At 62.9% G+C, this 26,275-nt stretch carries 22 protein-coding genes and 1 pseudogene; 8 read left to right on the top strand and 15 right to left on the bottom strand.

Going from position 1 to position 26,275, the window contains the following annotated elements:
• Position 1 precedes the first annotated feature (1 nt).
• The 7 genes from CQ13_RS09665 to CQ13_RS09635 form a co-directional block, all read right to left on the bottom strand.
• A complete protein-coding gene (locus tag CQ13_RS09665) occupies positions 2-1,771 on the bottom strand; it encodes an alkaline phosphatase (protein ID WP_057842735.1) in 1,770 nt (589 codons plus the stop codon).
• Between the two features lie 129 nt (positions 1,772-1,900).
• Positions 1,901-3,235, bottom strand: a complete 1,335-nt coding sequence (argG, locus tag CQ13_RS09660; RefSeq protein ID WP_057842734.1) for an argininosuccinate synthase — start codon at positions 3,233-3,235, stop codon at positions 1,901-1,903.
• Between the two features lie 212 nt (positions 3,236-3,447).
• Positions 3,448-4,209, bottom strand: a complete 762-nt coding sequence (locus CQ13_RS09655) for a phosphatase PAP2 family protein (protein ID WP_057842733.1) — start codon at positions 4,207-4,209, stop codon at positions 3,448-3,450.
• A gap of 76 nt (positions 4,210-4,285) precedes the next feature.
• The gene (locus tag CQ13_RS09650) at positions 4,286-4,777 is read right to left on the bottom strand and encodes a hypothetical protein (RefSeq protein WP_057842732.1); all 492 of its coding nucleotides are present in this window, start codon (positions 4,775-4,777) and stop codon (positions 4,286-4,288) included.
• Positions 4,778-4,898: 121 nt separating this feature from the next.
• Entirely contained in the window at positions 4,899-6,098 is a 1,200-nt protein-coding gene (gene rlmN / locus CQ13_RS09645; RefSeq protein WP_057842731.1) for a dual-specificity RNA methyltransferase RlmN, read from the bottom strand.
• 204 nt (positions 6,099-6,302) lie between these two features.
• Positions 6,303-6,908: an invasion associated locus B family protein gene (locus CQ13_RS09640; RefSeq protein ID WP_430649673.1), complete on the bottom strand. Its 606-nt coding sequence runs from the start codon at positions 6,906-6,908 to the stop codon at positions 6,303-6,305.
• A 183-nt stretch (positions 6,909-7,091) separates the two neighbouring features.
• The gene (locus CQ13_RS09635) at positions 7,092-7,931 is read right to left on the bottom strand and encodes an SDR family oxidoreductase (RefSeq protein ID WP_057842746.1); all 840 of its coding nucleotides are present in this window, start codon (positions 7,929-7,931) and stop codon (positions 7,092-7,094) included.
• A 122-nt stretch (positions 7,932-8,053) separates the two neighbouring features.
• Between CQ13_RS09635 and CQ13_RS09630 the strand changes: the two genes are divergently transcribed.
• From CQ13_RS09630 to CQ13_RS09620, 3 genes are all read left to right on the top strand, one after another.
• Positions 8,054-9,028, top strand: coding sequence for an NADPH:quinone oxidoreductase family protein (locus CQ13_RS09630; protein ID WP_057842729.1), 975 nt, complete (start codon positions 8,054-8,056; stop codon positions 9,026-9,028).
• A gap of 135 nt (positions 9,029-9,163) precedes the next feature.
• Positions 9,164-10,453 (top strand): hypothetical protein, encoded by a 1,290-nt coding sequence (locus tag CQ13_RS09625; protein ID WP_156433604.1) that lies wholly within the window; start codon positions 9,164-9,166, stop codon positions 10,451-10,453.
• Between the two features lie 44 nt (positions 10,454-10,497).
• A complete protein-coding gene (locus CQ13_RS09620; RefSeq protein WP_057842727.1) occupies positions 10,498-11,661 on the top strand; it encodes a TAXI family TRAP transporter solute-binding subunit in 1,164 nt (387 codons plus the stop codon).
• A 212-nt stretch (positions 11,662-11,873) separates the two neighbouring features.
• Here CQ13_RS09620 and CQ13_RS09615 read toward each other — a convergent pair whose 3' ends face one another.
• Positions 11,874-12,260, bottom strand: coding sequence for a YkvA family protein (locus tag CQ13_RS09615; protein ID WP_057842726.1), 387 nt, complete (start codon positions 12,258-12,260; stop codon positions 11,874-11,876).
• Between the two features lie 209 nt (positions 12,261-12,469).
• Positions 12,470-12,778, bottom strand: coding sequence for a 4a-hydroxytetrahydrobiopterin dehydratase (locus CQ13_RS09610; RefSeq protein WP_347337024.1), 309 nt, complete (start codon positions 12,776-12,778; stop codon positions 12,470-12,472).
• Positions 12,779-13,001: 223 nt separating this feature from the next.
• On the opposite strand from CQ13_RS09610, the gene CQ13_RS09605 reads away from it, so the two are divergent.
• Both CQ13_RS09605 and CQ13_RS09600 read left to right on the top strand, forming a co-directional pair.
• On the top strand, positions 13,002-14,432 hold the full coding sequence (locus CQ13_RS09605; protein WP_082637396.1) for a TAXI family TRAP transporter solute-binding subunit: 1,431 nt from the start codon (positions 13,002-13,004) through the stop codon (positions 14,430-14,432).
• An 87-nt stretch (positions 14,433-14,519) separates the two neighbouring features.
• Entirely contained in the window at positions 14,520-16,094 is a 1,575-nt protein-coding gene (locus CQ13_RS09600) for an alkaline phosphatase D family protein (protein WP_057842723.1), read from the top strand.
• Between the two features lie 22 nt (positions 16,095-16,116).
• Here CQ13_RS09600 and CQ13_RS09595 read toward each other — a convergent pair whose 3' ends face one another.
• The gene (locus CQ13_RS09595; protein WP_057842745.1) at positions 16,117-16,497 is read right to left on the bottom strand and encodes a response regulator; all 381 of its coding nucleotides are present in this window, start codon (positions 16,495-16,497) and stop codon (positions 16,117-16,119) included.
• Between the two features lie 200 nt (positions 16,498-16,697).
• Between CQ13_RS09595 and CQ13_RS09590 the strand changes: the two genes are divergently transcribed.
• Positions 16,698-17,453: a Crp/Fnr family transcriptional regulator gene (locus CQ13_RS09590; RefSeq protein ID WP_057842722.1), complete on the top strand. Its 756-nt coding sequence runs from the start codon at positions 16,698-16,700 to the stop codon at positions 17,451-17,453.
• 240 nt (positions 17,454-17,693) lie between these two features.
• Positions 17,694-19,520 (top strand): translational GTPase TypA, encoded by a 1,827-nt coding sequence (typA, locus tag CQ13_RS09585; protein WP_057842721.1) that lies wholly within the window; start codon positions 17,694-17,696, stop codon positions 19,518-19,520.
• A gap of 188 nt (positions 19,521-19,708) precedes the next feature.
• Here typA and CQ13_RS09580 read toward each other — a convergent pair whose 3' ends face one another.
• Positions 19,709-21,607, bottom strand: a complete 1,899-nt coding sequence (locus tag CQ13_RS09580; protein WP_057842720.1) for a hypothetical protein — start codon at positions 21,605-21,607, stop codon at positions 19,709-19,711.
• 237 nt (positions 21,608-21,844) lie between these two features.
• On the opposite strand from CQ13_RS09580, the gene CQ13_RS09575 reads away from it, so the two are divergent.
• Complete coding sequence (locus CQ13_RS09575) at positions 21,845-23,104, top strand: flavin monoamine oxidase family protein (protein WP_057842719.1); 1,260 nt, start codon at positions 21,845-21,847, stop codon at positions 23,102-23,104.
• Positions 23,105-23,192: 88 nt separating this feature from the next.
• Here CQ13_RS09575 and CQ13_RS09570 read toward each other — a convergent pair whose 3' ends face one another.
• From CQ13_RS09570 to CQ13_RS09555, 4 genes and pseudogenes are all read right to left on the bottom strand, one after another.
• Positions 23,193-23,600, bottom strand: coding sequence for a thiol-disulfide oxidoreductase DCC family protein (locus tag CQ13_RS09570; protein WP_057842718.1), 408 nt, complete (start codon positions 23,598-23,600; stop codon positions 23,193-23,195).
• Positions 23,601-23,610: 10 nt separating this feature from the next.
• On the bottom strand, positions 23,611-24,930 hold the full coding sequence (locus tag CQ13_RS09565) for an SDR family oxidoreductase (protein ID WP_057842717.1): 1,320 nt from the start codon (positions 24,928-24,930) through the stop codon (positions 23,611-23,613).
• A 5-nt stretch (positions 24,931-24,935) separates the two neighbouring features.
• Positions 24,936-25,168 (bottom strand): annotated as a pseudogene (locus tag CQ13_RS09560) (DUF2269 family protein); the annotation flags it as partial.
• A gap of 10 nt (positions 25,169-25,178) precedes the next feature.
• On the bottom strand, positions 25,179-26,078 hold the full coding sequence (locus tag CQ13_RS09555) for an alpha/beta hydrolase family protein (protein WP_057842738.1): 900 nt from the start codon (positions 26,076-26,078) through the stop codon (positions 25,179-25,181).
• Between the last annotated feature and the right edge of the window lie 197 nt (positions 26,079-26,275).

Raw genomic sequence — 26,275 nt, forward strand, 5'->3', positions numbered from 1 at the left:
ACTATTGTCCCGCGGCTGCAAGGCCGAGCGCGTCCGCCATGATGCGGAATACGTCGGTGTTGTCCATCGAGCCGCTGATGCGTTCGCTGCCCGGTCCAGTCCCCGTCAGGATGACATCCTCTCCCGAATGCACGCTGGCGCCCATCATCGCCGGCAGGTTGCCAAAGCGCAGCACCGCCCCCGGCACGTCCTTGTATTTCTCGTTGATCTTGAACGTGCCCGGCGCATCGCCCTTGACGCTTGGTTCGTTCGGATTGTCGAGCTTGGGGCGGAAGGTTTCGTAGTGGTCCGGAAGGCTCGCGGAGAAGAGCGCCAGCCGTCGGCTGACGTCCACGCGCGGCGGATAGCCATCGGCATCGGGAGCCGGATAATTAGGAAATCCGGCTTTGTCGTAGGTACCGACGCGCTCGCGCAAAGGCACGTTGGGCGTCGTGCTCATATCGTCATTGATGGTGCCGACAAGGCTGTTGGGATGATTGTGGTCGGCGAGCACAAGGATCAGGGTGTCGTCGCCGCGCGCCAGCGCCCATTTGCGCGCCAGGGCGACCGCGTTATCCAGCATGATCGTGTCATAGACCGCGCGCTCCATATCCAGCGCATGCGCGTATTTGTCGATCATGCCGGATTCGACCATCAGGAAGAAGCCCGCATCGTTCCTGGACAGGATGTTCAGCGCGGCCTGCATCTGCTCGGTTAGATCCGGCTGTTCCGGGAATCTCGCCACGCCGCCGCCTTTGAGAAACTTGCGATCCAGCGCGCCGTCCATATTTCCCGTGGCGAACAGGCCGAGTAACTGGCGCGTGTCGGGCTTGGCCGCAAGCGCATTGAGTTCGCCCGCCGTCGCCGCAATCGAATAGCCGGCATCGCGGAATCGGGCGAGGTAATCGACGTTGTCCTTGCGCCTGGACCCCGGCGCTCCTTGCGGCAGGAAATTCGCAGCTCCGCCGCCCATCAGCACATCGGGCCTGGCGGCGAATAATTGCTCGACGATCTGGTCATAGGCGGCGCGACGGCGGGTGTGCGCCACCATCGCCGCCGGCGTCGCATCCTCGACTTCGGTATTGGTGACAATGCCGATACCCATGCCGTGCCGCCGCTTCGCCAGGCTCGCAATGGTCTCGACCCTTGGATCATCGAACGGGCTTGCAGTACGGTCCGCATAGACGCCCATGGCATTGACCGCGGCCTTGTGGCCGGTGGCATAGGCGCTCGCAGCGTTCGCTGAATCGGTGATGATGGAATCCGAGCCTGCGGTCGCCACCAGCGCCATATGCGGCATGTCGTCGATCGCAAGCTTGCCGAGGCTCTTGCCTTCCGCGATGCCCTTGGAGAGCAGACGGGCGGCGACGCGGTGCGCGGGTGACAGCCCGTCACCAATGAACAGGACGACGTTCTTCGCCTTGCGCGGACCGGTATCGTAGACTGTCCACGCCACCGTGCGGCTTCGCGTGCCATCGCTGACTTCGACCGTGACATTGCCCGGCCTGGTCAGGGTGACGCCGCGAAGCATCAATGCCGACTGGTCCTTGCCGTCCTCGCGCTCGACGAATGTTCCGGACTGGCTGAACACAGCGGCATGGTCGTCGCCGTTCACGGTCACTTTCAGCTTCGAGGGATCGACGCGATCCGGGAACTCGACTTTGAAATCGAAGCGTGCGCCGGCGAGAATCGACGCGCGGTCGATCGGGTAGATGGTCTGGGCAACCGCCGAGGATCCCGCAGACAGGACAACGAGGGCGGCAGCGAAGAGTTTGATGAAGCGTTTGATCATGAGCGTGCACCGGATCGGAGTCGGATTAGGTCGCGCCAAGCGGCAGCCAACGGCCGCCGAGCCTTAGGCATGGGCCTACCTGTATCTTATCGGACCCGAATGACGTTCCCGTTACAACGCCTGCGCGGTTCAGCCCTTGTCGCTCTCGAGCTTGAATATCTCCGGGCCTTCGCTTCCCGCCAGCAACCCCGTATCCGAATAAAGCTTCAGCTTGGTGCGGGTATCGGCGATGTCGAGGTTGCGCATGGTGAGCTGGCCGATGCGGTCCGCCGGCGAGAACGCGGCGTCCTCGACCTTCTCCATGCTCAGCCGCTCCGGCTGATAGGTCAGGTTCGGGCTCTCGGTGTTCAGGATCGAGTAGTCATTGCCACGGCGCAGCTCGAGCGTCACCTCACCGGTGACCGCGCGCGCCACCCAATGGGCAGTTTCGCGCAGCATGAGGGCCTGGGAATCGAACCACCGTCCCTGGTACAGCAGTCGGCCAAGGCGCATGCCGCCGATCCGGTACTGCTCGATGGTGTCTTCGTTGTGGATGCCCGTGACCAGGCGTTCGTAAGCGATGTGCAGCAGCGCCATGGCGGGCGCTTCATAGATGCCGCGGCTCTTGGCCTCGATGATCCGGTTCTCGATCTGGTCGCTCATGCCAAGGCCATGCCGGCCGCCGATGGCGTTGGCCTCGAGGAACAAGGCAACCGAATCGGTAAATGTCTGGCCATTCAGCGCGACGGGCTGGCCCTCCTCAAAACGCACGGCGACCTGTTCGGCCTTGACGGCGCAGTCGTCGCGCCAGAACGGCACGCCCATAATCGGGTTGACGATCTTGATGCCGCTGTCGAGACGCTCGAGATCCTTGGCCTCATGGGTGGCGCCGAGGATATTGCTGTCGGTCGAGTACGCCTTTTCGGCGCTCATCTTGTAGGCGAATCCGTTGGCGGTCATGAACGCCGACATTTCCGCGCGCCCGCCCAGCTCGTCGATGAACTGCTGGTCAAGCCAGGGCTTGTAGATCTGCAAGTTCGGATTGGTGAGCAGGCCGTAGCGATAGAACCGCTCGATATCGTTGCCCTTGAAGGTGGAGCCATCGCCCCAGATGTTGACGCCGTCCTCCTTCATGGCCGAGACCAGCATCGTGCCGGTCACCGCGCGCCCGAGCGGCGTGGTGTTGAAGTATGCGATGCCGCCGGTAGAGACGTGGAAGGCGCCGGACTGGATCGCGGCAATCCCTTCGTGGACCAGTTGGGTACGGCAATCCACGAGCCGGGCTTTCTCCCCGCCGAACTCGAGCGCTTTACGCGGAATCTCGTCGTAGTCGGCCTCGTCAGGCTGGCCGAGGTTGGCGGTATAGGCAAAAACGCGCGCGCCTTTTTGCTTCATCCAGAGCAGCGCCGCGCTGGTGTCGAGACCGCCCGAGAAAGCGATGCCGACTTTTTCCCCCTTGGGCAGGCTTTTCAGGATCGTACTCATCGAGCTTCCAATCGGTCGAAATGGCGGGTGTCGTTATAGCGTTTTCGAGCGAAGTGGATACCGGTTCGCGTGAAGAAAACGCGTCAAAACAAGAATTTAGAGCTTCGGTACTGATTCAATCAGAACCGAAGCTCTGGCAGCTTGAGGGCCGCGAATATCAAATTTCGCAGCAGTGGGCACGCGTTTAATGGCGCTTGGCGGCTGGGGGCGAACTACCCCGCCTCGCGCCCGCGCCAGCGCTGCCACAGGCGGTAGCCGGGCCAGCCCCAGCGCGCCAGCGCGGCTTCGATTTGCGCATCGGTGAGCCTCGTCGACGGCCAGCGGTAAATCCAGGCATAGGCCAGCCAGATCACGAAAAAGCTGACGAGGCCGGCGGCTGCGACATCGGTGAAGAAATGCCCGCCGAACGCCATCCGTAGCACGCTGGTCGCGATACCGAACAGGGTCGCCGCCGTATAGGCCAGCGGCCGCCACGCCGGCGGCGTCAACGCCGCGGGCGCGTAGGTCCAGAATGCGGTGGCGCCCTCGCCCGAGAAGAACGAGCAATTACGCCCGCAAGCCCCGCGCGGGTCCCACCACGGCACGAATTCCCAAGGGCCTTTGAACTCCGTCACCACCACTGGCCTTGGCCGTCCCCAATGGCTCTTGAAGGTCAGATTGGTCAGCACGACCGCGGAGAGCAGGATGGTGGCCAGGAGAAACACCGCCGCGCGTCCCGGAACCAGCATCGGCCGATCCGGCCGCAGCAGCTTCGCGACGATGGCGATCAGGGCGGGCAGCGCCAGCGCCCACGCGATCCACATCGCGGCATCACGCGCGAAAGCGTAAAGCCCGTTCTGTTTGGATGGAAACGAGGCGCTTGCGGGATCGTAGAACAATGCCGCCAGCTTCAGATCGAGTTCGGGAAAGATTCCAAACAGCAGTCCGATGACGAGCGACAAGCCCAACGCGATAACAAGTCCGGTACGGTTCATGGCGCGGGGTTTAGCCGAGGCGATTGGGGAAGAAAAGGCACAAGCGCGCTTCCCTTCTCCTCTTGTGGGAGAAGCATCAAGAGAATGGCCGTGACTGCGACGGCAAGGGCGGCGGAGGCTTTATCGGGGGCGATGGTTCGCGCCAGGCCCCGGCGGTGCGGCCCGCAATCATCCAGTAGACGAGGCCGGCGACGATGCCTGCACCGGTCATGATTTCGAGATGACGGCGCACGATACCATCAAATTTCAGCGTCTCGGGGTCGAAGGGAACGAGGCCGAGATAGCAGGCCGCGCCGACGATCGCGCCGCCGACCGCGTAAGCCAGCACGCTGCGGATGTAGAACGCTTCGGTGATGAGCACCACCACCAGCGCCGGCAGCAGCGCAAAGCCGGACAGGAAGATGAATCCAAAGCCGAGCACGACATTAATCGCGCTTTGATCGATCATGCCGCTGTCGAGGTCGCTGAACTCCGGATACAACACCGCGCCCACCACGATCATCCCTGCCACGAAGCAGGCGGCGAGGAAGGCGAACAGGATGACGAAGAGGCGGCCGATTAGGGACATGGTTCACACGCCGTCATTGCGAGGGGCGAAGCGACTAAGCAATCCATCCCTCAGCAAGCCGAGGGATGGATTGCTTCGCTTCGCTCGCAATGACGGCCTGAGTGACGGCTCGCCCATCATATCAATCCGTCATCGCCATGGCGCGGAGCGCCTGGCGCTCGCGCGCTGACAGTTTTTCGGTCTCCGACTTCAATTGGCCGCAGGCGGCGAGGATGTCGCGGCCGCGCGGCGTGCGGACCGGCGAGGAATAGCCGGCGTTGAAGATGTATTCGGAGAATTTTTCGATCTGCTCCCAGTCCGAGCACTCGTAGCGCGAGCCCGGCCACGGGTTGAACGGGATCAGGTTGATCTTGGCCGGAATGCCCTTGAGCAGCTTGACCAGCAGCTTGGCGTCGTCGAGGGAATCGTTGACGCCCTTCAGCATCACATATTCGAAGGTGATGCGCCGCGCATTCGACGAGCCCGGGTAATCGCGGCAGGCCTGCAGCAATTCGGCAATCGGATATTTTCGGTTCAGCGGCACCAGTTCGTTGCGCAATTCGTCGCGAACCGCATGCAGCGAGATCGCGAGCATGACGCCGATCTCTTCACCGGTGCGGATGATGTTGGGCACCACACCCGAGGTCGACAGCGTGATGCGCCGGCGGGAAATGCCGATGCCTTCATTATCGGCTGTGATCAGCAGCGCATCGCGCACCGCGTCGAAATTATAGAGCGGCTCGCCCATGCCCATCATGACGATATTGGTGACAAGGCGACTGCCGGTCGGCGTGTCGCGATCGGCCCAGTCGTTGAGGCGGTCGCGTGCCACCATGATCTGGCCGACGATTTCGCCCGCGGTGAGGTTGCGCACCAGCCGTTGCGTGCCGGTATGGCAGAACGAGCAATTCAGCGTACAGCCGACCTGCGAGGAAACGCAGAGCGTGCCGCGATCGGTTTCGGGGATGTAGACGCACTCGACTTCATGTGCCTTCTGGAACGCATCGCCGCTCGGCAGGCGCAACAGCCATTTGCGGGTGCCGTCGTTGGACACCTGCTCGGCCACCACTTCCGGACGATCGACGGTAAAATGCTGCTCGAGCTGCGCGCGCATGTCCTTGGAGACGCTGGTCATCTCCGCAAAGGATTTGGCGCCGCGAAAGTACATCCAGTGCCAGAGCTGTTGCGTGCGCATCTTGCGCTGCGCTGGCGCAACGCCGATCTCGCCGAGCCGGTCGGCGATCTCGGCGCGCGACAGGCCGATCAGCGAGGGTTTTGCCGGCGGCACATAGGTTTCGAGTGGAACCTTCTCCAGCGGCACCACGGAAGATGAAAGCGTCATTAATTCACACGAGGTTGAAGCGGATACGTAGGGTGGGCAAAGCCACCGGGCCGCGCGAACGCGCGCCCGATGATAAACTCCGCTGTGCCCACCACAAACGTTAATGGTGGGCACGGCGCCTCCGCGCCTTTGCCCACCCTGCGAACTCCCTCAAATAGGCCTTCCACGGCCCATAAACAACGTGATTCTAGGCTTAAATGCCGTCTAGCGCTTGCAATCCTGCGCCAGCCGGTCGAGCGCCTGGGACAGCCCCTTGAGCGAGAAGACGTCCGTGGTCTCGGTGCCCTTGGCAGAGACGCCCTTGATGGTGACCTCGGCAGACTTGCGCATGGCCGCGACCATTTGTTCTTCCTCCGCGGCGTTCTTGATCCAGAGTCCATCGCCCTGGGTATACATCGCATAGGACGCGCCGCCGACCTCGAGCGAGGATTCCGAGCCCGGCTTCAGCGCGTAGCCGATCATGATCGAAACTTCGTTGACGACTTTTTCAGCCGGACGCGTCGAGACGAAAGCGTAGGCGGGATCGCGCGGACGGTTCGGCGGGTTGGTCTTCGACGACGACGGCTTCGCCAACGCGAAGCAAACCTTCTTGCCATTCGGCGTCGCGGTGTAGGCGCCCCAGGTCCCGTACTGACCGATCAAGGTAGGTTCCGCGCCGCCCGCGGCAGCAGCCGCTCCCGGTTCCGACTTCTTTGCCGCTGGTGCAGGTGCCGCCTTGCCTGAGTCCTTGGCGCCCTTCGCAGCAGGGCTCGGTGTTTGCGCGAGGGCTGTCGTCCCGCACAACGCCGCTATCGCAACCAGAAATGCCAGTATTCGCAACACGGACAACTGGTTCCCTCATTATTGTGACTGGAAGATGGCCCGCGGGCGCATCGCGCCGCCGGGGATGGATAGCCGGGAAATGCTTTTTTGGGAAGGCAGTTACGGTGTTACTCACCGCCGTGGCGACGCTTCGTCCCAGGTCCGCTCGAATTCAGGGCGCGGGTTTCGACTTCAGTCCCTGGAACGGCGCTCGCGCTGCTTTTGCCACTGCGCATCGGTCCATTGCAGCAAATCCTCGGCGCCGGAACTGCGCAAATGCGCGCCGCCATCCTGCACCACCATCTCGCCATTGATGTAACCGGCCTGGTCGGAAATCAGAAAGCTCGCGAGATTCGCAAGTTCGCCATGCTCGCCGGCACGGCCAAGCGGATTGCGTTGCGCCCAGCTTTCATCGCGGCCCTCGGGACGGAGCTGACCCGACGCGCCGGGCGTCGGAAACGCACCGGGCGCGATCGCAACCGTGCGCACACCCTTCGGTCCCCATTCCACCGCAAGGCTTTTGGTCATCGCGAGCACGGCGGATTTCGCCATCGCCGAAGGTACCGTGAAAGCGCGGCCGGTAATCGTCGAGGTCGAGAGTATGCTCAGCACCACGCCCTCGTGCTTGCTTTCGATCCAGCGCCTGCCCGCGGCGAGGGTGCAGTACATCGTACCGTGCAGCGTCGGCGCCAGGATCGCATCCGCCGCGCGGAACGAAAGATGTTCGGTCTGCGCGATGAAGGTCGCGGCAGCATTGTTGACCAGCACATCGACCGGCGCCTCCCGCCAGATCTGGTCCATCATCAGATCGACGGCCGCGCCGTCGCGGATATCGCATCGGACTGCAGTGACCTTGCCGCCGAGTTCACCGCGCATCTGCGCGGCAGTCGCCTCCAGCACTTCGAGCCGTCGGCCGCAAATGACGAGCTCTGCGCCGAGCTCGACGAAGCGGCGTCCCATCGCCGCTCCCAGCCCCGAGCCGCCACCGGTGACCAATATCCGTTTGCCGGCCAACAGGTTGTTTTCAAACATCGTTTGAATCCCCTTCACCCGCGCAGTCATGCGTCCGAATCGGTCTGAATCGGATTGTAGCCCGGCTTCAAATCCGGCATGAAGCAGTCAGCTCATCGTCGGTCCGAAAATCAGGTGTGTCCATGAAAGCCATTCTCTGCTCGCAATATTGCCAACCGGACGATCTCGTGCTGGCCGACCTGCCCGATCCGGTGGCCGAACCGGGACAGGCCGTGATCGCGATCAAGGCCGCGGCGCTGAATTTCTTCGACATTCTGATGATCCAGGGCAAGTACCAGATCAAGCCGCCGTTCCCGTTTTCGCCGGCCGCCGAAGTCGCCGGCGTGATCGAAAGCGTCGGCGCCGGCGTGACCGACCTGAAGGTCGGCGACCGCGTGGTGGCATCCTGCGGCCACAACGGCGCGCGCGAAAAGATCGCGCTGCCGGCAAGCTCGATCGTGAAGATCCCCGACAATCTGGATTTTGACCGCGCCGCCGGGATCATCATCATCTACGGCACGGCGCTGCACGCCCTGGAAGATCGCGCCAGCCCGAAGCCAGGCGAGACGCTTGCCGTGCTGGGCGCTGCCGGCGGCACCGGCCTTGCGGCCTGCGAGCTCGGCAAGCTGATGGGTCTGAAGGTGATCGCCTGCGCGTCGTCGGACGAGAAGCTGGAATTTGCCAAGGCGCACGGCGCCGAGCTGACGCTGAATTACAGCAAGGAAGATTTGAAAGAGGGCTTGCGTCGACTCACCGGGGGCAAGGGCGTCGATATCATCTTCGATCCGGTCGGCGGCACTTACGCCGAAGCCGCCTTGCGCTCGATCGCCTGGGAAGGCCGCTTCCTGGTGATCGGCTTCGCGGCGGGCGACATTCCGAAGATGCCGCTCAACCTCGCGCTGCTCAAGGGTTGCGATATCCGCGGCGTGTTCTGGGGTGCCTGGACCAGGGTCAATCCCGAGAAGAACCGCGCCAACCTGGAAAAGCTCGTGAAGTGGACGGCGGAAGGCAAGATTTCCTCGCATGTCGACCGCACCTTTCCGCTGGCAGAAACCGCCGAAGCGCTCAAGGTGCTTGCCGGCCGCAAAGCGATGGGCAAGGTGATCCTGCATCCCTGAGGTGCGGGATCATCTGTCGAACTTAGTCGCTCACTCGGAAGAAGCGAGAGCGGTCATGCGCGGACCAGCGACGCACTTTTTTCGCATCTGCGGCATGAATTTCATCTCACCAATATAGTTTCTCGGTAACAATGCGTGTTTTCAAACGGCAGGATGCCGCTTGTTTGCCTCAATCATACCAAAATATCTCCTCATTCCCACCAGCCGCCGTCGTTTTTTGAACCCATTCCGTGTGCGATTTTAACCATCAGTGAAGGGGCTCCTGTACGTCAAGAAGAGCAAGAAGTAGGTGCAGGGGGAAACCCGTCGTTGCGTTCAGTAGTGGGGAGCATCACCATGGCGGACAACACCAAGCCGATTCAGGCGAGAGATCCGTTCGACAGATTCGACGAAGCCATCAGCGATCCTCGGTTGTACGAGGCCGATCAACCTCGATACGAGCAGCTTCGATACGAACAGCCTCAATACGAACAGCCCCGATACGAGCAGCCGCAATACGAGCAGCCCCAGTATGCGCAGTCTTTTGCGCCATCGTTTGAGCGGACCGATGTGCTGCCGGAGGAGCTGGCGCCACACGAGCCGGTGCCGCTTTTCCTCTCCAACTACGAAGAGGAGTCGCATCAGCAGCTTTCCGAATATACGTTCGGCAGCGGAAGATTCGGCAGCGGCGGCCTGAAGAAGGCGCGCGCCGGGCGCATTGTAACCGGCGTCGTGATCGTATCGGCGATAGCGGCCGTTCTCGCGCTCTTTTCGATCGACTCGACCCGGGCCGTCATCTTCAACGCCTCGCTCGGCGGCGGTGGCGGCGGCATCGCGCCGCCAGCCGACCAGCTCGCCGCGGCGGTGCCGGAGCCCCCGCCGCCGCAACAGCGCGTTGCCGCGCCGCCGCTGGCCGCCGAGCCATCCGGTGCGGAGATGGCAGCCGCTCGCCGCTCGACACCCACCGCGCTTGCATCCGCGTCGCCGTCGCGCGACGAAATTACCGCCGCCTATCAAAGCGCGCTCAAGGGCAAGGTCGCGGTGCCTGAGCCGGTGGCGCGCGAAGCATCACAGGACGTCGTCGCTGCGATCAATCCGGCGGCCCCGGTTGCTGCGGCCGCACCGGCGTTTCGTGAGCCCGCGCGCGAGGCGGCTCCGGCACGTCGCATCGATCCGGACGAACTGGCGGCGTTGCTGAAGCGAGCGAAAGGCCTGCTTGCGATCGGCGATATTACTTCCGCCCGACTATTGCTTGAGCGTGCGGCGGACGCGCAGGAGGCGGAGGCGGCATTGATGCTGGCCGGAACGTATGATCCGCACGTGCTGGGCAGCCAGGACTTGCGCAGCGTCACGCCCGATCCGGCGGCGGCGCGGCTCTGGTACCAGAAGGCCGCCGAGCTCGGGTCGCCTGATGCGAAGCGGCGGCTCGGCCAGTTACAGAACTAGGCAATTACTCAAGAAAATTACTCAAGACCAGCGCAGAGGAACCCATGCGACATTTACTGGGAATGGCGTTGCTTGCCATGACGGTGGCGTGCAGCAATACGGCGGCCAAGGCCGCTGAGAAGGAATACGATCCAGCCAAAGTCAGCGAAAGCCTGAAGGCCATTTTCCAGTTCGGTTCGGTCGCCACCAAGCAGGCGCTGAACGCTAACACAGTTACGCTGATCTCAGGAACAATCGGCGGTACCTATGTGCAGTTCGGTGCCGACCTCGCTTCCGTGCTCGACGACGGAAACAAGTTGCGCGTACTTCCGATCGTCGGGCGCGGTTCTGTACAGAGCGTGGCCGACATCCTGTTCCTGCAGGGTGTGGACCTCGGCATCGTGCGCGCCGACACGCTCGACTATCTCGAAAAGAAGGGCTTCGCGAAGGACATCAAGAAGCAATTCACCTATGTGACGAAGCTCTACAATGAAGAGATGTACGTCCTCGCATCGAAGTCGGTGACCAACATCAGCCAGCTCAACGGCAAGAAGGTCAGCGTCGACCTACCCAATGGCGGCACCTTCGTAACCGCCGCGATCGTGTTCGAACGGCTCGGCATCAAACCGAATTTCCTCTATCTCGAGCAGCGCATCGCGATGGAGAGAATGCGGGCTGGCGAGATCGACGCCGTGGTTGCCGTCGGCGGCAAACCGTACAAATCCGTCGCCGCATTCAAGGACGATCGTTTCCACCTGGTTCCGGTCGACTATTCGCGGCCGCTGCAGGGCGATTATCTGCCCGCGGTCCTGACTTCGAAGGACTATCCCAATCTGATTGCGGAAGGGGCGAAGGTCGATACCATCGCCGTGCCCGCGGTGCTCGCGGCCTACAACTGGGCGCCCAACACGGAGCGCTACCGCAAGCTGGCCCAGTTCGTGGACGCCTTCTTCACGAAGTTTCCGACGTTCCAGAACCCGCCGTTCCACCCGAAGTGGAAGGAGGTCTCGCTGTCGGCGCCGCTCCCTGATTGGCAGCGTCTGCCGGTCGCCGAGCAATGGCTCAAGACCCACAACGTCGAGGCCGTGTCGCGCGCCAGGTTCGATGAATTCCTGAAACAGAGCCCGACGACCGCGGCGAGCGTCAAGACCGACGCGGACAAGGAGGCGCTCTTCAAGCAGTTCCAGGCGTGGGAAGCGGAGCGAGGCGCAAGGGCGCAGACTCGCTAGAGCGTTTTCCATCGAAGTGGACACCGGTCCGCGTCAAGAAAACGCGTCAAAAACAAAAACCTAGAGCCCGGTTCTGATTCAATCAGAACCGGGCTCCAGGCGTCTTCCGGTGGAAGCCGGCGTCGGATTTAGTCCGGGACGGCGGCCGGTTCATCAAGGCCAGAAAATCAAAAGCCCGTTCCGATTTCATCGGAACGGGCTTTTGGCATCCGCTATTCCGTCGCTTCAGCAGCGTCGATCCCGCGCTTCAGCGCAGCGCGGGCGGCATCGCGATGCTCCTGCGTGATGTGACTTGCGACCATGCGGATGGCGGTGGCGAGCACAGCGGCATCGTCGGTAAAGCCGAGCAACGGCAGCACGTCCGGCGTGAAATCGAACGGCAGGATGAAATACGCGACAGCGCCGAGCAGCGCCGCCTGTACGTGACGCGGCGTCTCTTTGTCGAATGCACAATAGTACGCCGCGAGCAGATCCTCGGCGAAGGGAAGCTGCGCTACCACCCGCTTGAGCTTGATCCAGAAGCGCCGGCGCACACTCTCGCGGTCCTGCGCCAGCCGGTCGGCCGGCTCAAAACCCACGGTGTGATCGGACGATGCCATTGCGGCGCTCCCCTCGCATCCGGCGCGGCAGATCGCCGCGGTCAATATGTACGGATGAAGAATTGGGGATGTGCGCCCCACCCCGCAAGATCGCGGCGAGGCGACCTCAGAGCGTTTTTCCAGCCAAGTGGACACCGGTTCGCGTCAAGAAAACGCGTCAAAACAAAAACCTGGAGCCCGGTTCTGATTCAATCAGAACCGAAAGGGCTCTAGGCGACGCCCAATTGCCCGGCGATGGCGTTCATGGCCTTGGCCAGATCGATATCGCGCTTGGTGACGCCGCCGGCGTCATGGGTCGCCAGCACCACTTCCACCGTCTTGTAGACGTTCTTCCATTCCGGGTGGTGGTCGTTCTTTTCGGCCACGAGGGCGGCGCGGGACATGAAACCGAACGCTTCGTTGAAGTCCTTGAAAGTGAAGGTGCGGGCAATCGCATCACGGCCGGCCGTTTCCGACCAGCCGGGCAGTTCCGCCAGCGCCGATTTTCGCGCTTCTGCCGACAGCCGTTCCGCCATGATCGCCTCCGCGCTGAATTCTGCCTGTCACCTAACGCCAAGCCTAACACCCAAGGCCGCTTTGGGGATCCCCCACGCCTAAAATTGGCAAGCAAGGAGGAATGGCGGCCCGGACGCCGGTAACCATGACAGAGATGTAACAATGGTTCCGCGGGAAAATTTGCTAGAATGTTGGGCGAAGCGTGCCGGCCGCGTGAGAATTCCACCCTCAAACCTACTGGGATTGATGACCGACGGCCCCCATTCTGCGGAAACGCCGGCCGCCCCCTCGCCCCGCTCTGCGAAACGACGGCTGACATTCGTAACGCTGGCCGGCGTACTGGCCGTCGTCGGCGCGCTGGCGGCCGGCTATTACTTTGCGATGCGGCCGGTGACGCTGCGGATCGCGGTTGGCCCTGCCAACAGCGACGATCTCAAGGTGGTTCAGAATCTGGCGCAGGCCTTCAATAATCCCCGAAACAGCCAGGTCCGGCTGCGTCCGGTGCAAACCGACGGCGCGCTCGCGAGCGCCAATCTGCTCGGCGAAGGCAAAGCTGATCTCGCCATCATCCGCGGCGATCTCGAGGTGCCGAAGAACGCGCAGGCCGTGGCAACGCTGCGCAAGAACGTCGCCGTGTTATGGGTCCCGTCGGCCGGCAAGGCCAAGGCTGCCAGGGGCAGCAAGGCCGCGCCCGAAATCAAGAACATTACGCAACTCGCCGGCCGTCGCATCGGCGTGGTCGGCCGCACCCAGGCGAATGTCAATTTGCTCAAGGTGATCCTGCGGCAATACGGCGTCGATCCCGGCAAGGTCGAGATCGTTCAGTTTCCGGCCAACGAGGCCGCGGAAGCCATCCGCAGCCAAAAGGCGGATGCCTATCTCGCGGCCGGCCCGGTCAACAGCAAAATCACTTCGGACGCGATCGCGGCTTCGACGCGCGACGGCGGCACGCCGAAATTCCTGGCGATCGATTCGGCGGAGGCGATTGCGCAGAACCACCCCGCCTACGAGGCTACCGACATTCCCGCCGGGACTTTCGGCGGCGCGCCGGACAAGCCCGAGGCAGAGGTCAAGACCATCAGTTTCGCGCATCACATCGTGGCGCGCAGAGGCATTTCGGAATCGACCATCGCCGCCTTTACCCGCCAACTGTTCGCCATCCGGCAAATCCTGAAGAACGAGTTTCCGCTCACCGCAAAGATCGAGACGCCCGACACCGACAAGGACGCCACGATTCCAGTGCATCCCGGAGCCGCCGCCTTTGTCGACGGCGAGGAAAAGACCTTTCTCGACCGTTACAGCGATTACATCTGGTGGACGTTGATGGCGATGTCGGCGATGGGCTCCGCCGGCGCGTGGTTTGCGGGCTACCTCAAGAAGGATGAGCGCAACGTCAACGTATCGCAGCGCGACCGGCTTCTCGACATGCTCAGCGCCGCCCGCCAGTGCGATTCGATGGACGAGCTCGACCAGATGCAGGCGGAAGCGGACGACATCTTGCGCCACACGCTGCTGTGCTACGAACACGGCACGATCGAGGAAGGTACGTTGACCGCGTTCAACATCGCGATCGAGCAATTCCACAACGCGGTCGCCGACCGCAAGGCGCTGTTGCTGAGCATGCCGCACAACCTGCAACGCGCCACCGCGCAGTTCCGCGCGGCCGGCAACGCCTGATCTGCGAACCCGGTAATCGGGCCGTCATCAATTCCCTCTAGGTCTGGCCGCTCTATTGCGCCTAAACCTGGTCCGGAAGAGGCTTGCATGACATTCAGGGTTTCCCGCAACCGCCTTCCTGGAATTTCGCGGCGTCACTTCCTCGCCACCGCCGGAGCAGGCGCCATCGGCGTCATTGCAACGCCTTATCTCAGCCGCGCCGCGGATCGGCCGATCGTCACTTCCGGCGTGCAGTCCGGCGATGTCGGCGCTGACGGCGGCGTGGTATGGGCGCGCGCCGACCGGCCCTCGCAAATGCTGGTCGAGGTCGCCACGAATGAATCCTTTGCCAACGCACGGGCTTTGCCGCCGATCGCAGCGCTGCCCGAAAGCGACTTCACCGCAAAAATGCTGCTGGAGAACCTTCCTGCCGGGCAGGAGATCTTCTATCGCATCCGGTTTCGCGACCTCGCCCATACCGGCATCGAAGGCGAGCCGGTGGTCGGGCGGTTTCGCACCGCACCTGGCGACCGCCGCGACGTCAGTTTCGTTTGGGGCGGCGACGTTGCCGGACAGGGCTGGGGCATCAACCAGGATGACGGCGGCATGCTCACCTTCGCCACCATGCGCAAGCATCGCCCGGATTTCCTGCTGCACTCGGGCGACACCATCTATGCCGACGGCCCGATCAAGAGCGAGGTGACGCTTCCCGACGGCAAGGTCTGGAAGAACGTGACGACGCCCGAGAAAGCAAAGGTCGCCGAAACGACCGACGAATTCCGCGCCGCGCACAAGTACAACTTCATGGACGAGCATCTGCGCGCGTTCAATGCCGAGGTGCCGATCTTCGTGCAGTGGGACGACCACGAGGTCGTCAACAACTGGTCGTCGTCCAAGGAATTGCCCGCCGCCTACAGGGAACGCAACGTCGCCCTGCTCGCGGCCCGCTCAGCACGCGCCTTCCACGAGATGTATCCGATCCGCGCGAACATCACCGAGCCGGGACGGCTCTACCGCACGCTGCATTATGGCCCGCATCTCGACGTGTTCATGCTGGACGAGCGCAGCTATCGCGGACCGAATGGCGCGAACCAGGAGACCGCTTACGGGCCGGAAAGCTTTTTCCTCGGGCCGACGCAACTCGCGTGGCTGAAACGGGAACTGTTGAACTCGCGCGCCACCTGGAAGGTGATCGCATCCGACATGCCGCTCAGCATCATCGTCTATGACGATGCACGCAACAGAAAAGGCTCGGAAGCCGTTGCACAAAGCGACGGCCCGCCGCGCGGCCGCGAGCTGGAGATCGCCGATCTCCTGCGTTTCATCAAGACGTCGGGCGTGGTCAACACCGTGTGGCTGACGGCGGATGTGCACTACGCGGCCGCCCATTATTACAATCCCGACAAGGCGCAATTTCAAGAATTCGGCCCGTTCTGGGAGTTTGTCGCTGGTCCCCTGCACGCCGGCACCTTCGGCCCGAACGAGCTCGACAACACGTTCGGACCCGAGGTGAAGTTCATCAAGGCGCCGGGACCCGGCAAACAGAATTTGCCGCCGTCCGCCGGAATGCAGTTTTTCGGCCATGTCAGGATCGACGGCGACAGCGCACAGATGACGGTGACCTTGCGCGACCGCGCCGATGTTGCATTGTGGTCGACGACGCTCGATCCCAAGCCGGTGTAATCGCTGCGCGGGCCGCAACCGCTCAAGGCATGACGCGGCTGTTCTTCAGCAGCGCCTCAAGCGCTTCGGTCGAACAAGGTTTCGGCAGACGCGGCTTCGCCGCAAATGCCGCCGGCAGCGGGGCGTCCGCGCCGTACCCGGTGACGAAGACAAACGGGATCTTCAGCACCTCAAGCCGTTCGGCGACGGCAAAGCTCTTTTCGCGGATAAGGCTGACGTCGAGCAGGGCAAACTCCGGCGGCCGATGGGCGATCAATTCGAGCGCCTTGGCCACGTTCGCGGCGATCCGCACCGTCTTCACGCCAAAACCCAGAATGGTGTCTTCAAAATCGAGTGCGATGATCGGATCGTCTTCAACGACCAGCACGTCGCAGGGCATGCCGTCATGGGGGGCGCAGTCCATGTTCTCGCCGGTTCCAAGGTTCAGATTTTGATCGGGATCCGGGCCGAAGCCCCGGAGATTGGAAGTCGGCCTATGCCTCGCAAAAAGCGCATCCGCCCGTCCGGAACTGAAACCACCACATCTTCGTTCGATCGTCTGTTCACTTGTGAACATATGAACGGAGCCAAACCGATTATATTGAGGGAAATAGGGGATTCCTGATGCTCACGCGACGCGAAGTGACGGCCGCCGTTCGGCCGTTCAATAACCTGCTGCGTCGCTTGAATGACGCCGACTTCGGGTTGATCGAACCACATCTCGTTCCGGTCGATACGCAACCGAACGACCTGCTCTACAACCCCGGCGACAACGTCGAGACCGTCCATTTTCCCTGCGGCCCCAGCCTTGTCTCCTACATGGTCCCCAACGAGGATGGCCGCGACGTCGAAACCGTTCTGATCGGTCGCGAAGGTGCAGTCGGCGGCGTCGTCAGCCACGGCTATCTGCCAGCCTATACCCGCATCACGGTCAAGTTCGCTGGGCCGTTCGTGCGGCTCCCGGTCGGAAAGCTCGATGCGGCGAAATCGAAGTCACGCACGCTGAGCAACATTTTCGCACGCTATGCGGATTGCATGCTGGCGCAAATCTTCCAGTCCACCGCCTGCAACGCGATCCATTCGATCGAACAGCGCACCGCGAAATGGATCATTTCAGCGATGGAGCGCACCGATGGCGATGACGTCGTGCCGCTGACTCATGAGCAACTGGCGACCCTGCTCGGCGTCGGCCGCTCCTACGCCAGCCGGGTTATTCAGACTTTCAGGGTGGAAGGCACGCTGGAGACCCGGCGCGGCTCGATCCTGGTCCGTAACCGGGAGACGCTGCGGAACCGGTCCTGCCGCTGTAACGAGGCGGTGAAAGCCCATTTTGACGAGGTTTTGCGCGGGGTCTATCCCGACCCCGAAACGGGCAACTGAGCCCGGCCAGGCCCAAAATCGGCTAACCAAATGCCAAACGAACCATTGTTTTTTGGCGTTTTCTGAATATATTGCGCCGCAACGCGTAAGGTGTGCCCGGTCCTTTTGGCCGGGCTTCCTTTTTGGGGCAGGTTTGAGCCTTGGCCCCGTTCGCATCCCAGGTTTGAGCGCGATCCGGAAAAGTGGGTCCCGGTTTTCCGGTGAGATCGCGCCTCCACATGCACGACCAGAAGAAGAGCCATGAACCTTCGTAACGTCGCCATCATCGCCCACGTCGACCACGGCAAGACCACCCTCGTCGACCGTCTGCTGCAGCAATCCGGCACCTATCGCGAGAATCAGAAGGTCACCGAGCGCGCGATGGACTCCAACGACCTGGAGCGCGAGCGCGGCATCACCATTCTGGCCAAGGCCGCCTCGGTGCAGTGGAAGGACACCCGGATCAACATCGTCGACACCCCCGGCCACGCCGATTTCGGTGGCGAGGTCGAGCGCATCCTGAACATGGTGGACGGCGCGCTGGTGCTGGTAGACGCAGCCGAAGGTCCGCTGCCGCAGACCAAATTCGTGGTCTCCAAGGCGCTCAAGGTCGGGCTGAAGCCGATCGTCGTCATCAACAAGGTCGACCGTCCCGATGCGCGTCCGACCGAAGTCATCAACGAGGTATTCGACCTGTTCGCGGCGCTCGACGCCAGCGAGGAGCAACTCGATTTCCCGATTCTTTACGGGTCGGCCAAGCAGGGCTGGATGGCCGACAGCCCGGACGGCCCGCAGGATGCCGGCATGCAGCCGTTGTTCGACCTGATCGTGCGCCACGTCGCGCCGCCGAGCGTCGAGCAGGGCCCGTTCCGGATGATCGGCACCATCCTCGAAGCCAACCCCTATCTCGGCCGCATCATCACCGGCCGCATCACCTCGGGCGCGATCAAGCCGAACCAGCAAGTGAAGGTGCTGGGCGCAGACGGCAAGACGATCGAACAAGGGCGCATCACAAAGATCCTCGCCTTCCGCGGCATCGAGCGCACCCCGCTGGATGAAGCCGAAGCCGGCGACATCGTCGCGATTGCAGGCCTGACCAAGGGTACCGTCGCCGACACCTTCTGCGATCCTTCCGTCGAGACGCCGCTGGTGGCGCAGCCGATCGATCCGCCGACAGTGTCGATGTCGTTCATCGTCAATAACTCGCCGCTCGCCGGCACTGAAGGCGACAAGGTGACCTCTCGCATGATCCGCGACCGCCTGCTGCGCGAGGCCGAAGGCAACGTCGCGCTGCGCGTGGTCGAGGCCGCCGACAAGGATTCCATGGAAGTATCAGGCCGCGGCGAATTGCAGCTCGCGATCCTGATCGAGACCATGCGCCGCGAAGGCTTTGAACTCTCGGTGTCGCGTCCGCGCGTCGTGCTGCAGAAGGACGAAGCCACCGGCCAGTGGCAGGAGCCGATCGAGGAAGTCGTGATCGACGTCGACGAGGAGCATTCCGGCGTCGTCGTGCAGAAGATGAGCGAGCGCAAGGCCGAGATGATCGAGATGCGCCCCTCCGGCGGCAACCGCCTGCGGCTGGTGTTCTACGCGCCGACCCGCGGCCTGATCGGCTATCAGGGCGAACTGCTCACTGATACCCGCGGCACCGCGATCATGAACCGCCTGTTCCACGGCTATGCGCCCTACAAGGGCGACATCCAGGGCCGCCGCAACGGCGTCCTGATCTCCAATGACCAGGGCGAAGCGGTGGCTTACGCGATGTTCAAGCTGGAAGACCGCGGCCCGATGATGATCGAGCCAGGCTGGAAGGTCTACAAGGGCATGATCGTCGGCGAGCACACCCGCGACAACGATCTCGAGATCAACGTGCTCAAGGGCAAGCAGCTCACCAACATCCGCACCACGTCCAAGGACGAGGCGGTGCGCCTGACGCCGCCGATCAAGATGACCCTGGAAAAGGCGCTGGCCTATATCGAGGACGACGAGCTGGTCGAAGTGACGCCGAAGTCGATCCGCCTGCGCAAGAAGTTCCTCGACGCCAACGACCGCAAGCGCGCGGAAAAGGCCAAGGAAGCGGTAGCGTAAGGCCAGTCTCGTGCCCCGGACGCAGCGCAGTGCGATAGCGGTGCGCTGCTGAGCCGGAGCCCAAGCGTTAGTGGCACCTTCTGGTTCCCGGCTCTGCGGAGCAGCGCTGCCGGACGCTACGCATCGCCTAGGCTGCACCGTGTCCGGGACACGACAGCATCGTTCTTCCTCCGCGATGACGCCATGCTCTACTCCCCCTCGTGCTTGGTCGGATCGTCACCGTCGTCAACCAGATCGATGGCGCCGACGGCGTCGACCAGATCGACGGCGTTGCGCAGTGCAACGATGTGCGGGGCGCTATAGGTGTCAGGTTTGCATTCGACGTCCCAGTAGGCGGTATGGGTGAAGAAGTCGGCGCCGCCTGCCGCCTTGGTCGATACTTCGAGATCGACGATGTGGTAGCCGAAAATCGGCGATAGCGCGCCGCCGATGGCGTCTCCCCAGAAAAGCTGAAACCGCGGGAAATAGATGTTGGTCCATCGGGTCAAGCCGAACAGGGCGCCGTTATGAACCCGCCTATTCCCCGTATTTGGGTCCCTGAACGTTAGCAAACCATCCGTATCAAGCCGTTTTGGCGGGCAGGTCGGAAATTCTCTTTCTTCAACACGACGCTTGAAATCTTTCTTGAGCCCGGCGTCGGCCACCTTGGCCGAAGCGTTGGTCTTGTCCTGACGCGCCGCGGCGTCGGTCTTGTGCTTGTCCTCACACATCAGGAAGTAGGCGTGGGTCAGCGCACTTCCCAACGTGACGTAGTCCGTAACCAGCCAGCTTTTGGGCCGCTGTCCATTGGGCGATTGCAGGGCCGCGGCGGCTGCGATGTTTGCGATCGCCGCTCGCGCCTTCGTCCGCAACGCCTTCTTGTCTGCGATCGACGCGCTCTTGTCGTCTGGCTGCCATGGCGCGCCGTCGATGTCGGCGAATTCCTGCCCAAGCTGGTCGACCGGCGGCAGCTCGCTGGAAATCCGGCTGAAATAGGCGCGCAGCATGTCGTAGGCCACCACGGTTCCGAGGCTGTGCGCGACCACGACGATCCGGTCGTACTGACCGCTGGTGTGAAGACGCTCGAGCGTTTCCACGGCATCCTTCCGGATCGCCCGGCGCACCGCGACATTGGCGGGCGAATTGCGGAAATAGCGCGCCGCATCGCCGAGATAGGGCTGCAGGAACGCGGCATTGACGATCAAATAGATGCCGATCACGGCTGCGGCCGTGGCAACGGCCCACGGCGAGTTCAGCCCCCACACCCAACCCTTGATCACGGTCGAAACGAAGGCCGTCTCCGAATTCCAGTACCGGTCGGCAGCGACAAACCAGCCAAACAGGAACAGCGAAATGAACAAAGCCCAGCAGAAGGCGCGCAGCCCCTGCAGCCCCATGACCAGCCCGGTTGCGATGAACGCGATCAGCGTAGGCAGCGCAATCAGTGTCACCAGTTCGGCGCCGTCAGGAATTCCGGGGCTGCCGGGGAAATGCCACGCAACCTCGAAGTAGCCGAGAGCCAGCAGGCCTCCGCCCGCCAATAGAATTGCAAACAGGATGATGAGCCGGAACGCCAGCCACCGGCACGCCACGGCAAAACCGACAAATATACTGGCGATGAGCAGCAGAAACGGCGACACCAGCATGATCTGCGCGCTGTTTCCCGAAAACAGCAAGATGCCCCGCAGCACCAGCACTGCGAAGGAAAGATTCATCAGGCACAGGAAAATGGCCGCGGCCCACCAGAGTCCGTTCATGCCGAGCTTCATGATCGGACCCTTCCGGCAGAGCTCGTACAGCCAGAGCAGCACCGCAACCGCCCTGGTTTCGCTCATCAGATGAGCCCAATACAGTTCGTGGAAGTCGACGCTGCGATTGTCTTTCGAGCCCGGCACCCTGTTGGTCGTCATGACGGACAGATCGATATCGGCGCCATCCTTTTGCGGATGCGTCCATACCCGCTTGTCCTTGTCGGCCGGGTTGTTGCGGTCGACCCAGATCCCCCGTATCACCCCGCGCATTGTCTCCAGGGCGCGCTGGCTGCCGATGCCGTGAACGACGAGAACGGCGGTTCGCTTGCGTCTCGTCGCCGGATCCAACGTGGTCATGGCTGAAATCCATATCTGAAATGAGACAAGTGAATATTGTATTCAATACAACTACAGAACGAGGCGCAAGAGACCGCGTCGTTGCCACCGTGTTTCCACAGCGTCGCATCAACCGCCCGCCGCGACCGACGTCCGCTTGCGGATCGATACGCGGACGCGCCCGGATTGCCGCCCCGGCATCGCCCCTCGTCAAGGGCCGGCTTCTAGCTTCACGGCGAACGTGCTAGAGCCTGCCGCATGACGTCTCTCCCCTCCTCAATCGATGTCGCCATCATTGGCGCCGGTGCTGCCGGGCTCGGCGCGGCGAACGCACTGAAAATCTCCGGCCTCTCCGTCATTGTGCTGGAAGCGCGTGACCGCGTCGGCGGCCGCGCACACACCATCATGGCCTCACCTGACGTCACCTTCGACGTCGGCTGCGGCTGGCTGCACTCGGCGGATGAGAACTCTTTTGTCAAAATCGCCGAACAGCTCGGTTTCGAGATCAACAGGTCACTGCCGCCCTGGCGCGAGCGCGCCCACGGCAAGGCGTTTCCGCAGGCCGAGCGCGACGACTTCATGCACGCGCTCAATGCGTTCTACGACCGCGCCGAAGTAGCAGCGGCGGAAGCCGAGAAGAGTGGCCGCGACTGCGCCGCAAGCCTTTATCTGGAGCCTGGCAATCGCTGGAACCCGATGATCGATGCGATCTCGACTTACGTCAACGGCTGCGAGCTCGACCAGGTCTCGATCCTCGACATGGACGCCTATGAAGACACCGACATCAACTGGCGCGTCCGCCGCGGCTATGGCGCACTGGTAGCGGCCTATGGCGCCACGTGTCCGCTTGCACTCAATTGCGCCGTGACGCTGATTGATCACTCAGCCAAGCGCGTCCGCATCGAGACATCGCGCGGCACGCTGACCGCCGACAAGGTGATTATCACGGTGCCGACCAGCCTGATCGCCTATGAAGCGATACGCTTTCACCCGCAATTGCCCGAAAAGGTCGATGCCGCGCGCGGCCTGCCGCTCGGCCTCGCCGACAAGGTGACACTGGCAGTGGATCAGCCCGAGGCGCTGCCCGTAGAGGGCAATCTGCGCGCCGCCACTATGCGCACCGAAATGGGCACCTATCACATCCGCCCATTCGGCCAACCCTGCATCGAGGGCTTTTTCGGCGGCCGCTTCGCGCAGTCGCTGGAGGACGCCGGCCCCGGCGCACTGGCCGCAGCAAGCATCGACGAGATCGTCTCGATCCTCGGCAACGATTTTCGCCGCAAGCTGAAGCCGCTCGCGGAGTCACGCTGGGCGCATGACCTCTTCGCCCGCGGCTCCTATTCACACGCGCTGCCGGGACATGCGGGAGATCGCGAGGTCCTCGCCGCGCCCGTCGATGGCCGGCTGTTCTTTGCAGGCGAGGCAACCTCGCCGGAGTTCTTCTCGACCGCGCATGGGGCAAGGGATTCGGGTGAACGCGCGGCGGAAGAGGTATTGGCTGCGTCGAAGAAGCGCTGACGTCTACGCCGTCATTGCGAGTCAGCCAGTCGGCGCGAGGCGCCGCCGGACTGGCTCCTCGCAATGACGGTAGAGGCGACTTTCTTTCCTACTCCATCACCCTCGCCCGCATCTCCGCGTCCGGCGCAAAGCACTCCTCATACTTTCCGAAGATCCGGTAGCGGTTGCGGGCGACGAGGCTGTACACCGCGTCGCGCAGCGGCTTCGGCACGGCAAACAGCGCACGCGTCCAGCGCCAGCCCGGCAGCATGCCGAGTACTGTCAAAGCGGCGTCCGATCTGAGATATGCGACGCCTCCATGCACCACCGCATTGGTGTCGGGATCGTTGGGATCGATACCAAACGCTTGCGCCAGCCGTGTGCCATAGGGCGACTGGATCGCGGTGAAACGAAACCTCCGCTCGACGTCGCGTTTCGAAACGAAGCGGACCCAGCGCGAGCAGAAGACGCAAACGCCGTCATAGAGGATCACGTCATCGTCGGGCCATTGGGTCACGAGTTTGGGCTCATCGGTTATCCAATGTCAGCAGCGCCACCAGCATCAGCACAACCGCGGGTCCCGTCTTCACCAGCGCGCCGAGCGGCTCGATCCAGAGGTCCGGCGTCAGGATTGCGGCGCCCACCAGATAGCCGAGCAAGGCGATGATACCCGCCACTAGGCCAAATGCCGAGGTGCGACGGAACGCGATCAGCACGCCGATGGTCATATCCATCAGGCTGGTACCCACCGTGATGGGCGCGACGAGCGCCGGCGGAAAGCCGTGGCTGCGCAGGATTCCGGCCGCCGCGTCATAGGAAATCACCAGCACAATGAAGCCGGAGACGACCCAGAACAGCACGAGGCTTGCGATCATCAGGGCCTTGATCGGGAACAGCCGGGCGAACCATTTGTCCTGGATGGTCGCTACGCGCTTTCCCGCCATTTGCCCGATCGTCTTCGGTATGATGCCGGTGGCGGCCATCCAGCCTGCGGGGCTGCCGCTGACGCCGCGGCGCAGCTCCGCAATCGCCGTGGTTCGCATCGGCGGCTTCCAGCCGAGCAAGCTCGTGAGGTCGCCGAGCCTGGCGCCGAGATCGAGCAGGAACGCCGGCATTACAATGCGCCACCATTTGCCGGTGCCGAACACCTCGCGAAATTGATCGATCACGTCGCCCAGCGTGACCGGCTGCTCCTGCATGAGGTCCCACGTCACCGCGTTCGCCGCGCCTGGATCGCGCGCGGCAAGCCAGGCAATCGTCGCCGCGATATCCTCCATGGCGACCGGCTGGAATGGCGTCAGCCGTTCGGCGGGCGAAAGATCGATCGGAAGTGCTGCGACGGAGCGCAGCATGGCGCTGCCGCCATAGGCGGCCAATGCCACCACGAAACCCGGCCGCAGGATCGTGTACGGGAGGCCGGAATCGGCGATCAGCCGTTCGGCCTCGCGCTTGGTGGTGCTGAAGGCCGTGGCGTCCGTCTCGGCGGCGCCAGGAATCGAGATATGCACCAGCCGGATCGCGAGGCGGCTTTCGCGGATCGCCTGCAACAGGCGCGCGACGAATTCGCGATGCACGGCGGCGGTGTCGCTGCCGGGGCCATCCTGCAACACGCCGACGCAATTGACGACGAGGCCGATGCCGTGATCGCGCAGCAGGCGCGCCATCGCCGCCGCATCCATCGACATGAGCGGCAGTTCGAGGTCGAGCGCGCCGGCCTTCTGCGAAGCGGATAATCTTCGGGCGACGCCAACCACGCGAAATCCTCTCCCGCGCAGATCGTCGGTCAAGAAGCGGCCGATCAGGCCGGAGGCGCCGAGCACGAGGATTTTTCGAATGTCGGCGTTCATGCTGCCTAGAACGGTTTGGCGATCATCAGCCAGAGAATAGCCATGACCGAGCCGAACCCGGGAATCCCAAACAGAAACCAGCGGTGGAAAAGTGCGGAATAGCGCAGCGGCAACTCTCGGTTTTGCTCGGCCGCCTTGCGCGCAAGATCGCGCATTTCAATCTGCATGAAGACGACCGGCACCCAGAACAGCCCGCCACCGCATAGAGCCCGAGCGAGATCATCAACCAGCGTTCGCTCCACGCGTCATCACTTGGCTGCCGGGGTACGGGACCGCGCCTTCAAGGCATGATCGAGTTCAGGTCCGGCAAGGCTTACACCGCCGCCGGTTTCCATCAGCCAGTGGCCTTCACTGCCATGTGCCGGCAGCACGCGAAAATCGGCCTTGCCGCCGGCGGCGCGAAACGCATCGGCCAGTTGACGCGAGAACGCGGGCGAAAAGTAGCTGTCATTGGCAGCCACCAGCCAGGTCACCCTCACGCGTGCGGCCTGGCCGAATTCGCCCGCGGCAGCCATTAGCGTGTGCGGCGCGCAGACGCGGTTGGAAGAATCATCGGCATGCCCGCCGCGCCCCGGCGCGAACGCGATGATGGCGGCAACGTTCTTCGGATCTTCGCCGGCCAGCGCCAGTGCACCCCAGGCACCGGCCGAATGGCCGATCACGACCATGCCCTCGGCGCGGATGAAGGGCTGCTTGCGTATGAAGCCGGTGGCAGCGGCGATCGCATCCGCCGTGGCGCGGCCAGACTTGGCGTAGTCAGCCTCGTCGCAACCGCCCTGATCCTCCAGGTATTTTCCACCCGTCGCGCCGTGACCCGGGCGTTCAGGAACCAGCACGGCAAAACCGCGCGCCACGAGCCATCCGGCGAGCGCGCGGTATTCGGGTTGCGGCATCTGCGCCCGCCGCAACACGTTCTGGGTCGAGGCGTGCGCAATCACGGCAAGTGGAAACGGCCCCCTGCCCGGCGGCCTGAACAGCACCGCATGCGCGGCGGTTGCAGAATCGGGAGAAGGCACCAGCCATTGCTGCAGCCGGTGAGGTTCGCCTTCCGGCCCTTGCGCGCCAAGGCTGGGCTGCGGCGCGGCGGCAGCCTTCACACCGAGCGCGGCAACGAGAACCAGCGCAGGAAGCATGTTCAGGGGACGCATGAACTGGCCTGGTGCAGCCGAGGGAAGGGCGTATTGCGAAGTCACCAACAGAATACCGTCGGCGAATCAAATCCTGCGCATTTTTCCGTGAACAGAATTCACTGAGTCGTTTGGTTGGATGATTTTAACAACGATTTCGCCACCCATTGCCTTGGCGAAACACCTGATGAGACAGCCACCTTGTCCTCTTTCGGTAC

The organism is Bradyrhizobium retamae, assembly GCF_001440415.1.
In the GTDB taxonomy this organism is placed as follows: domain Bacteria; phylum Pseudomonadota; class Alphaproteobacteria; order Rhizobiales; family Xanthobacteraceae; genus Bradyrhizobium; species Bradyrhizobium retamae.

Coding starts and splice junctions, on each gene's coding strand:
- CQ13_RS09655 (WP_057842733.1), bottom strand. CDS start 4,209: ATGAACCGTACCGGACTTGTTATCGCGTTGGGCTTGTCGCTCGTCATC.
- typA (WP_057842721.1), top strand. CDS start 17,694: ATGAACCTTCGTAACGTCGCCATCATCGCCCACGTCGACCACGGCAAG.
- CQ13_RS09630 (WP_057842729.1), top strand. CDS start 8,054: ATGAAAGCCATTCTCTGCTCGCAATATTGCCAACCGGACGATCTCGTG.
- rlmN (WP_057842731.1), bottom strand. CDS start 6,098: ATGACGCTTTCATCTTCCGTGGTGCCGCTGGAGAAGGTTCCACTCGAA.
- CQ13_RS09635 (WP_057842746.1), bottom strand. CDS start 7,931: ATGTTTGAAAACAACCTGTTGGCCGGCAAACGGATATTGGTCACCGGT.
- CQ13_RS09620 (WP_057842727.1), top strand. CDS start 10,498: ATGCGACATTTACTGGGAATGGCGTTGCTTGCCATGACGGTGGCGTGC.
- CQ13_RS09615 (WP_057842726.1), bottom strand. CDS start 12,260: ATGGCATCGTCCGATCACACCGTGGGTTTTGAGCCGGCCGACCGGCTG.
- CQ13_RS09590 (WP_057842722.1), top strand. CDS start 16,698: ATGCTCACGCGACGCGAAGTGACGGCCGCCGTTCGGCCGTTCAATAAC.
- CQ13_RS09665 (WP_057842735.1), bottom strand. CDS start 1,771: ATGATCAAACGCTTCATCAAACTCTTCGCTGCCGCCCTCGTTGTCCTG.
- CQ13_RS09595 (WP_057842745.1), bottom strand. CDS start 16,497: ATGGACTGCGCCCCCCATGACGGCATGCCCTGCGACGTGCTGGTCGTT.
- CQ13_RS09565 (WP_057842717.1), bottom strand. CDS start 24,930: ATGAACGCCGACATTCGAAAAATCCTCGTGCTCGGCGCCTCCGGCCTG.
- CQ13_RS09605 (WP_082637396.1), top strand. CDS start 13,002: ATGACCGACGGCCCCCATTCTGCGGAAACGCCGGCCGCCCCCTCGCCC.
- argG (WP_057842734.1), bottom strand. CDS start 3,235: ATGAGTACGATCCTGAAAAGCCTGCCCAAGGGGGAAAAAGTCGGCATC.
- CQ13_RS09650 (WP_057842732.1), bottom strand. CDS start 4,777: ATGTCCCTAATCGGCCGCCTCTTCGTCATCCTGTTCGCCTTCCTCGCC.
- CQ13_RS09580 (WP_057842720.1), bottom strand. CDS start 21,607: ATGACCACGTTGGATCCGGCGACGAGACGCAAGCGAACCGCCGTTCTC.
- CQ13_RS09575 (WP_057842719.1), top strand. CDS start 21,845: ATGACGTCTCTCCCCTCCTCAATCGATGTCGCCATCATTGGCGCCGGT.
- CQ13_RS09555 (WP_057842738.1), bottom strand. CDS start 26,078: ATGCGTCCCCTGAACATGCTTCCTGCGCTGGTTCTCGTTGCCGCGCTC.
- CQ13_RS09600 (WP_057842723.1), top strand. CDS start 14,520: ATGACATTCAGGGTTTCCCGCAACCGCCTTCCTGGAATTTCGCGGCGT.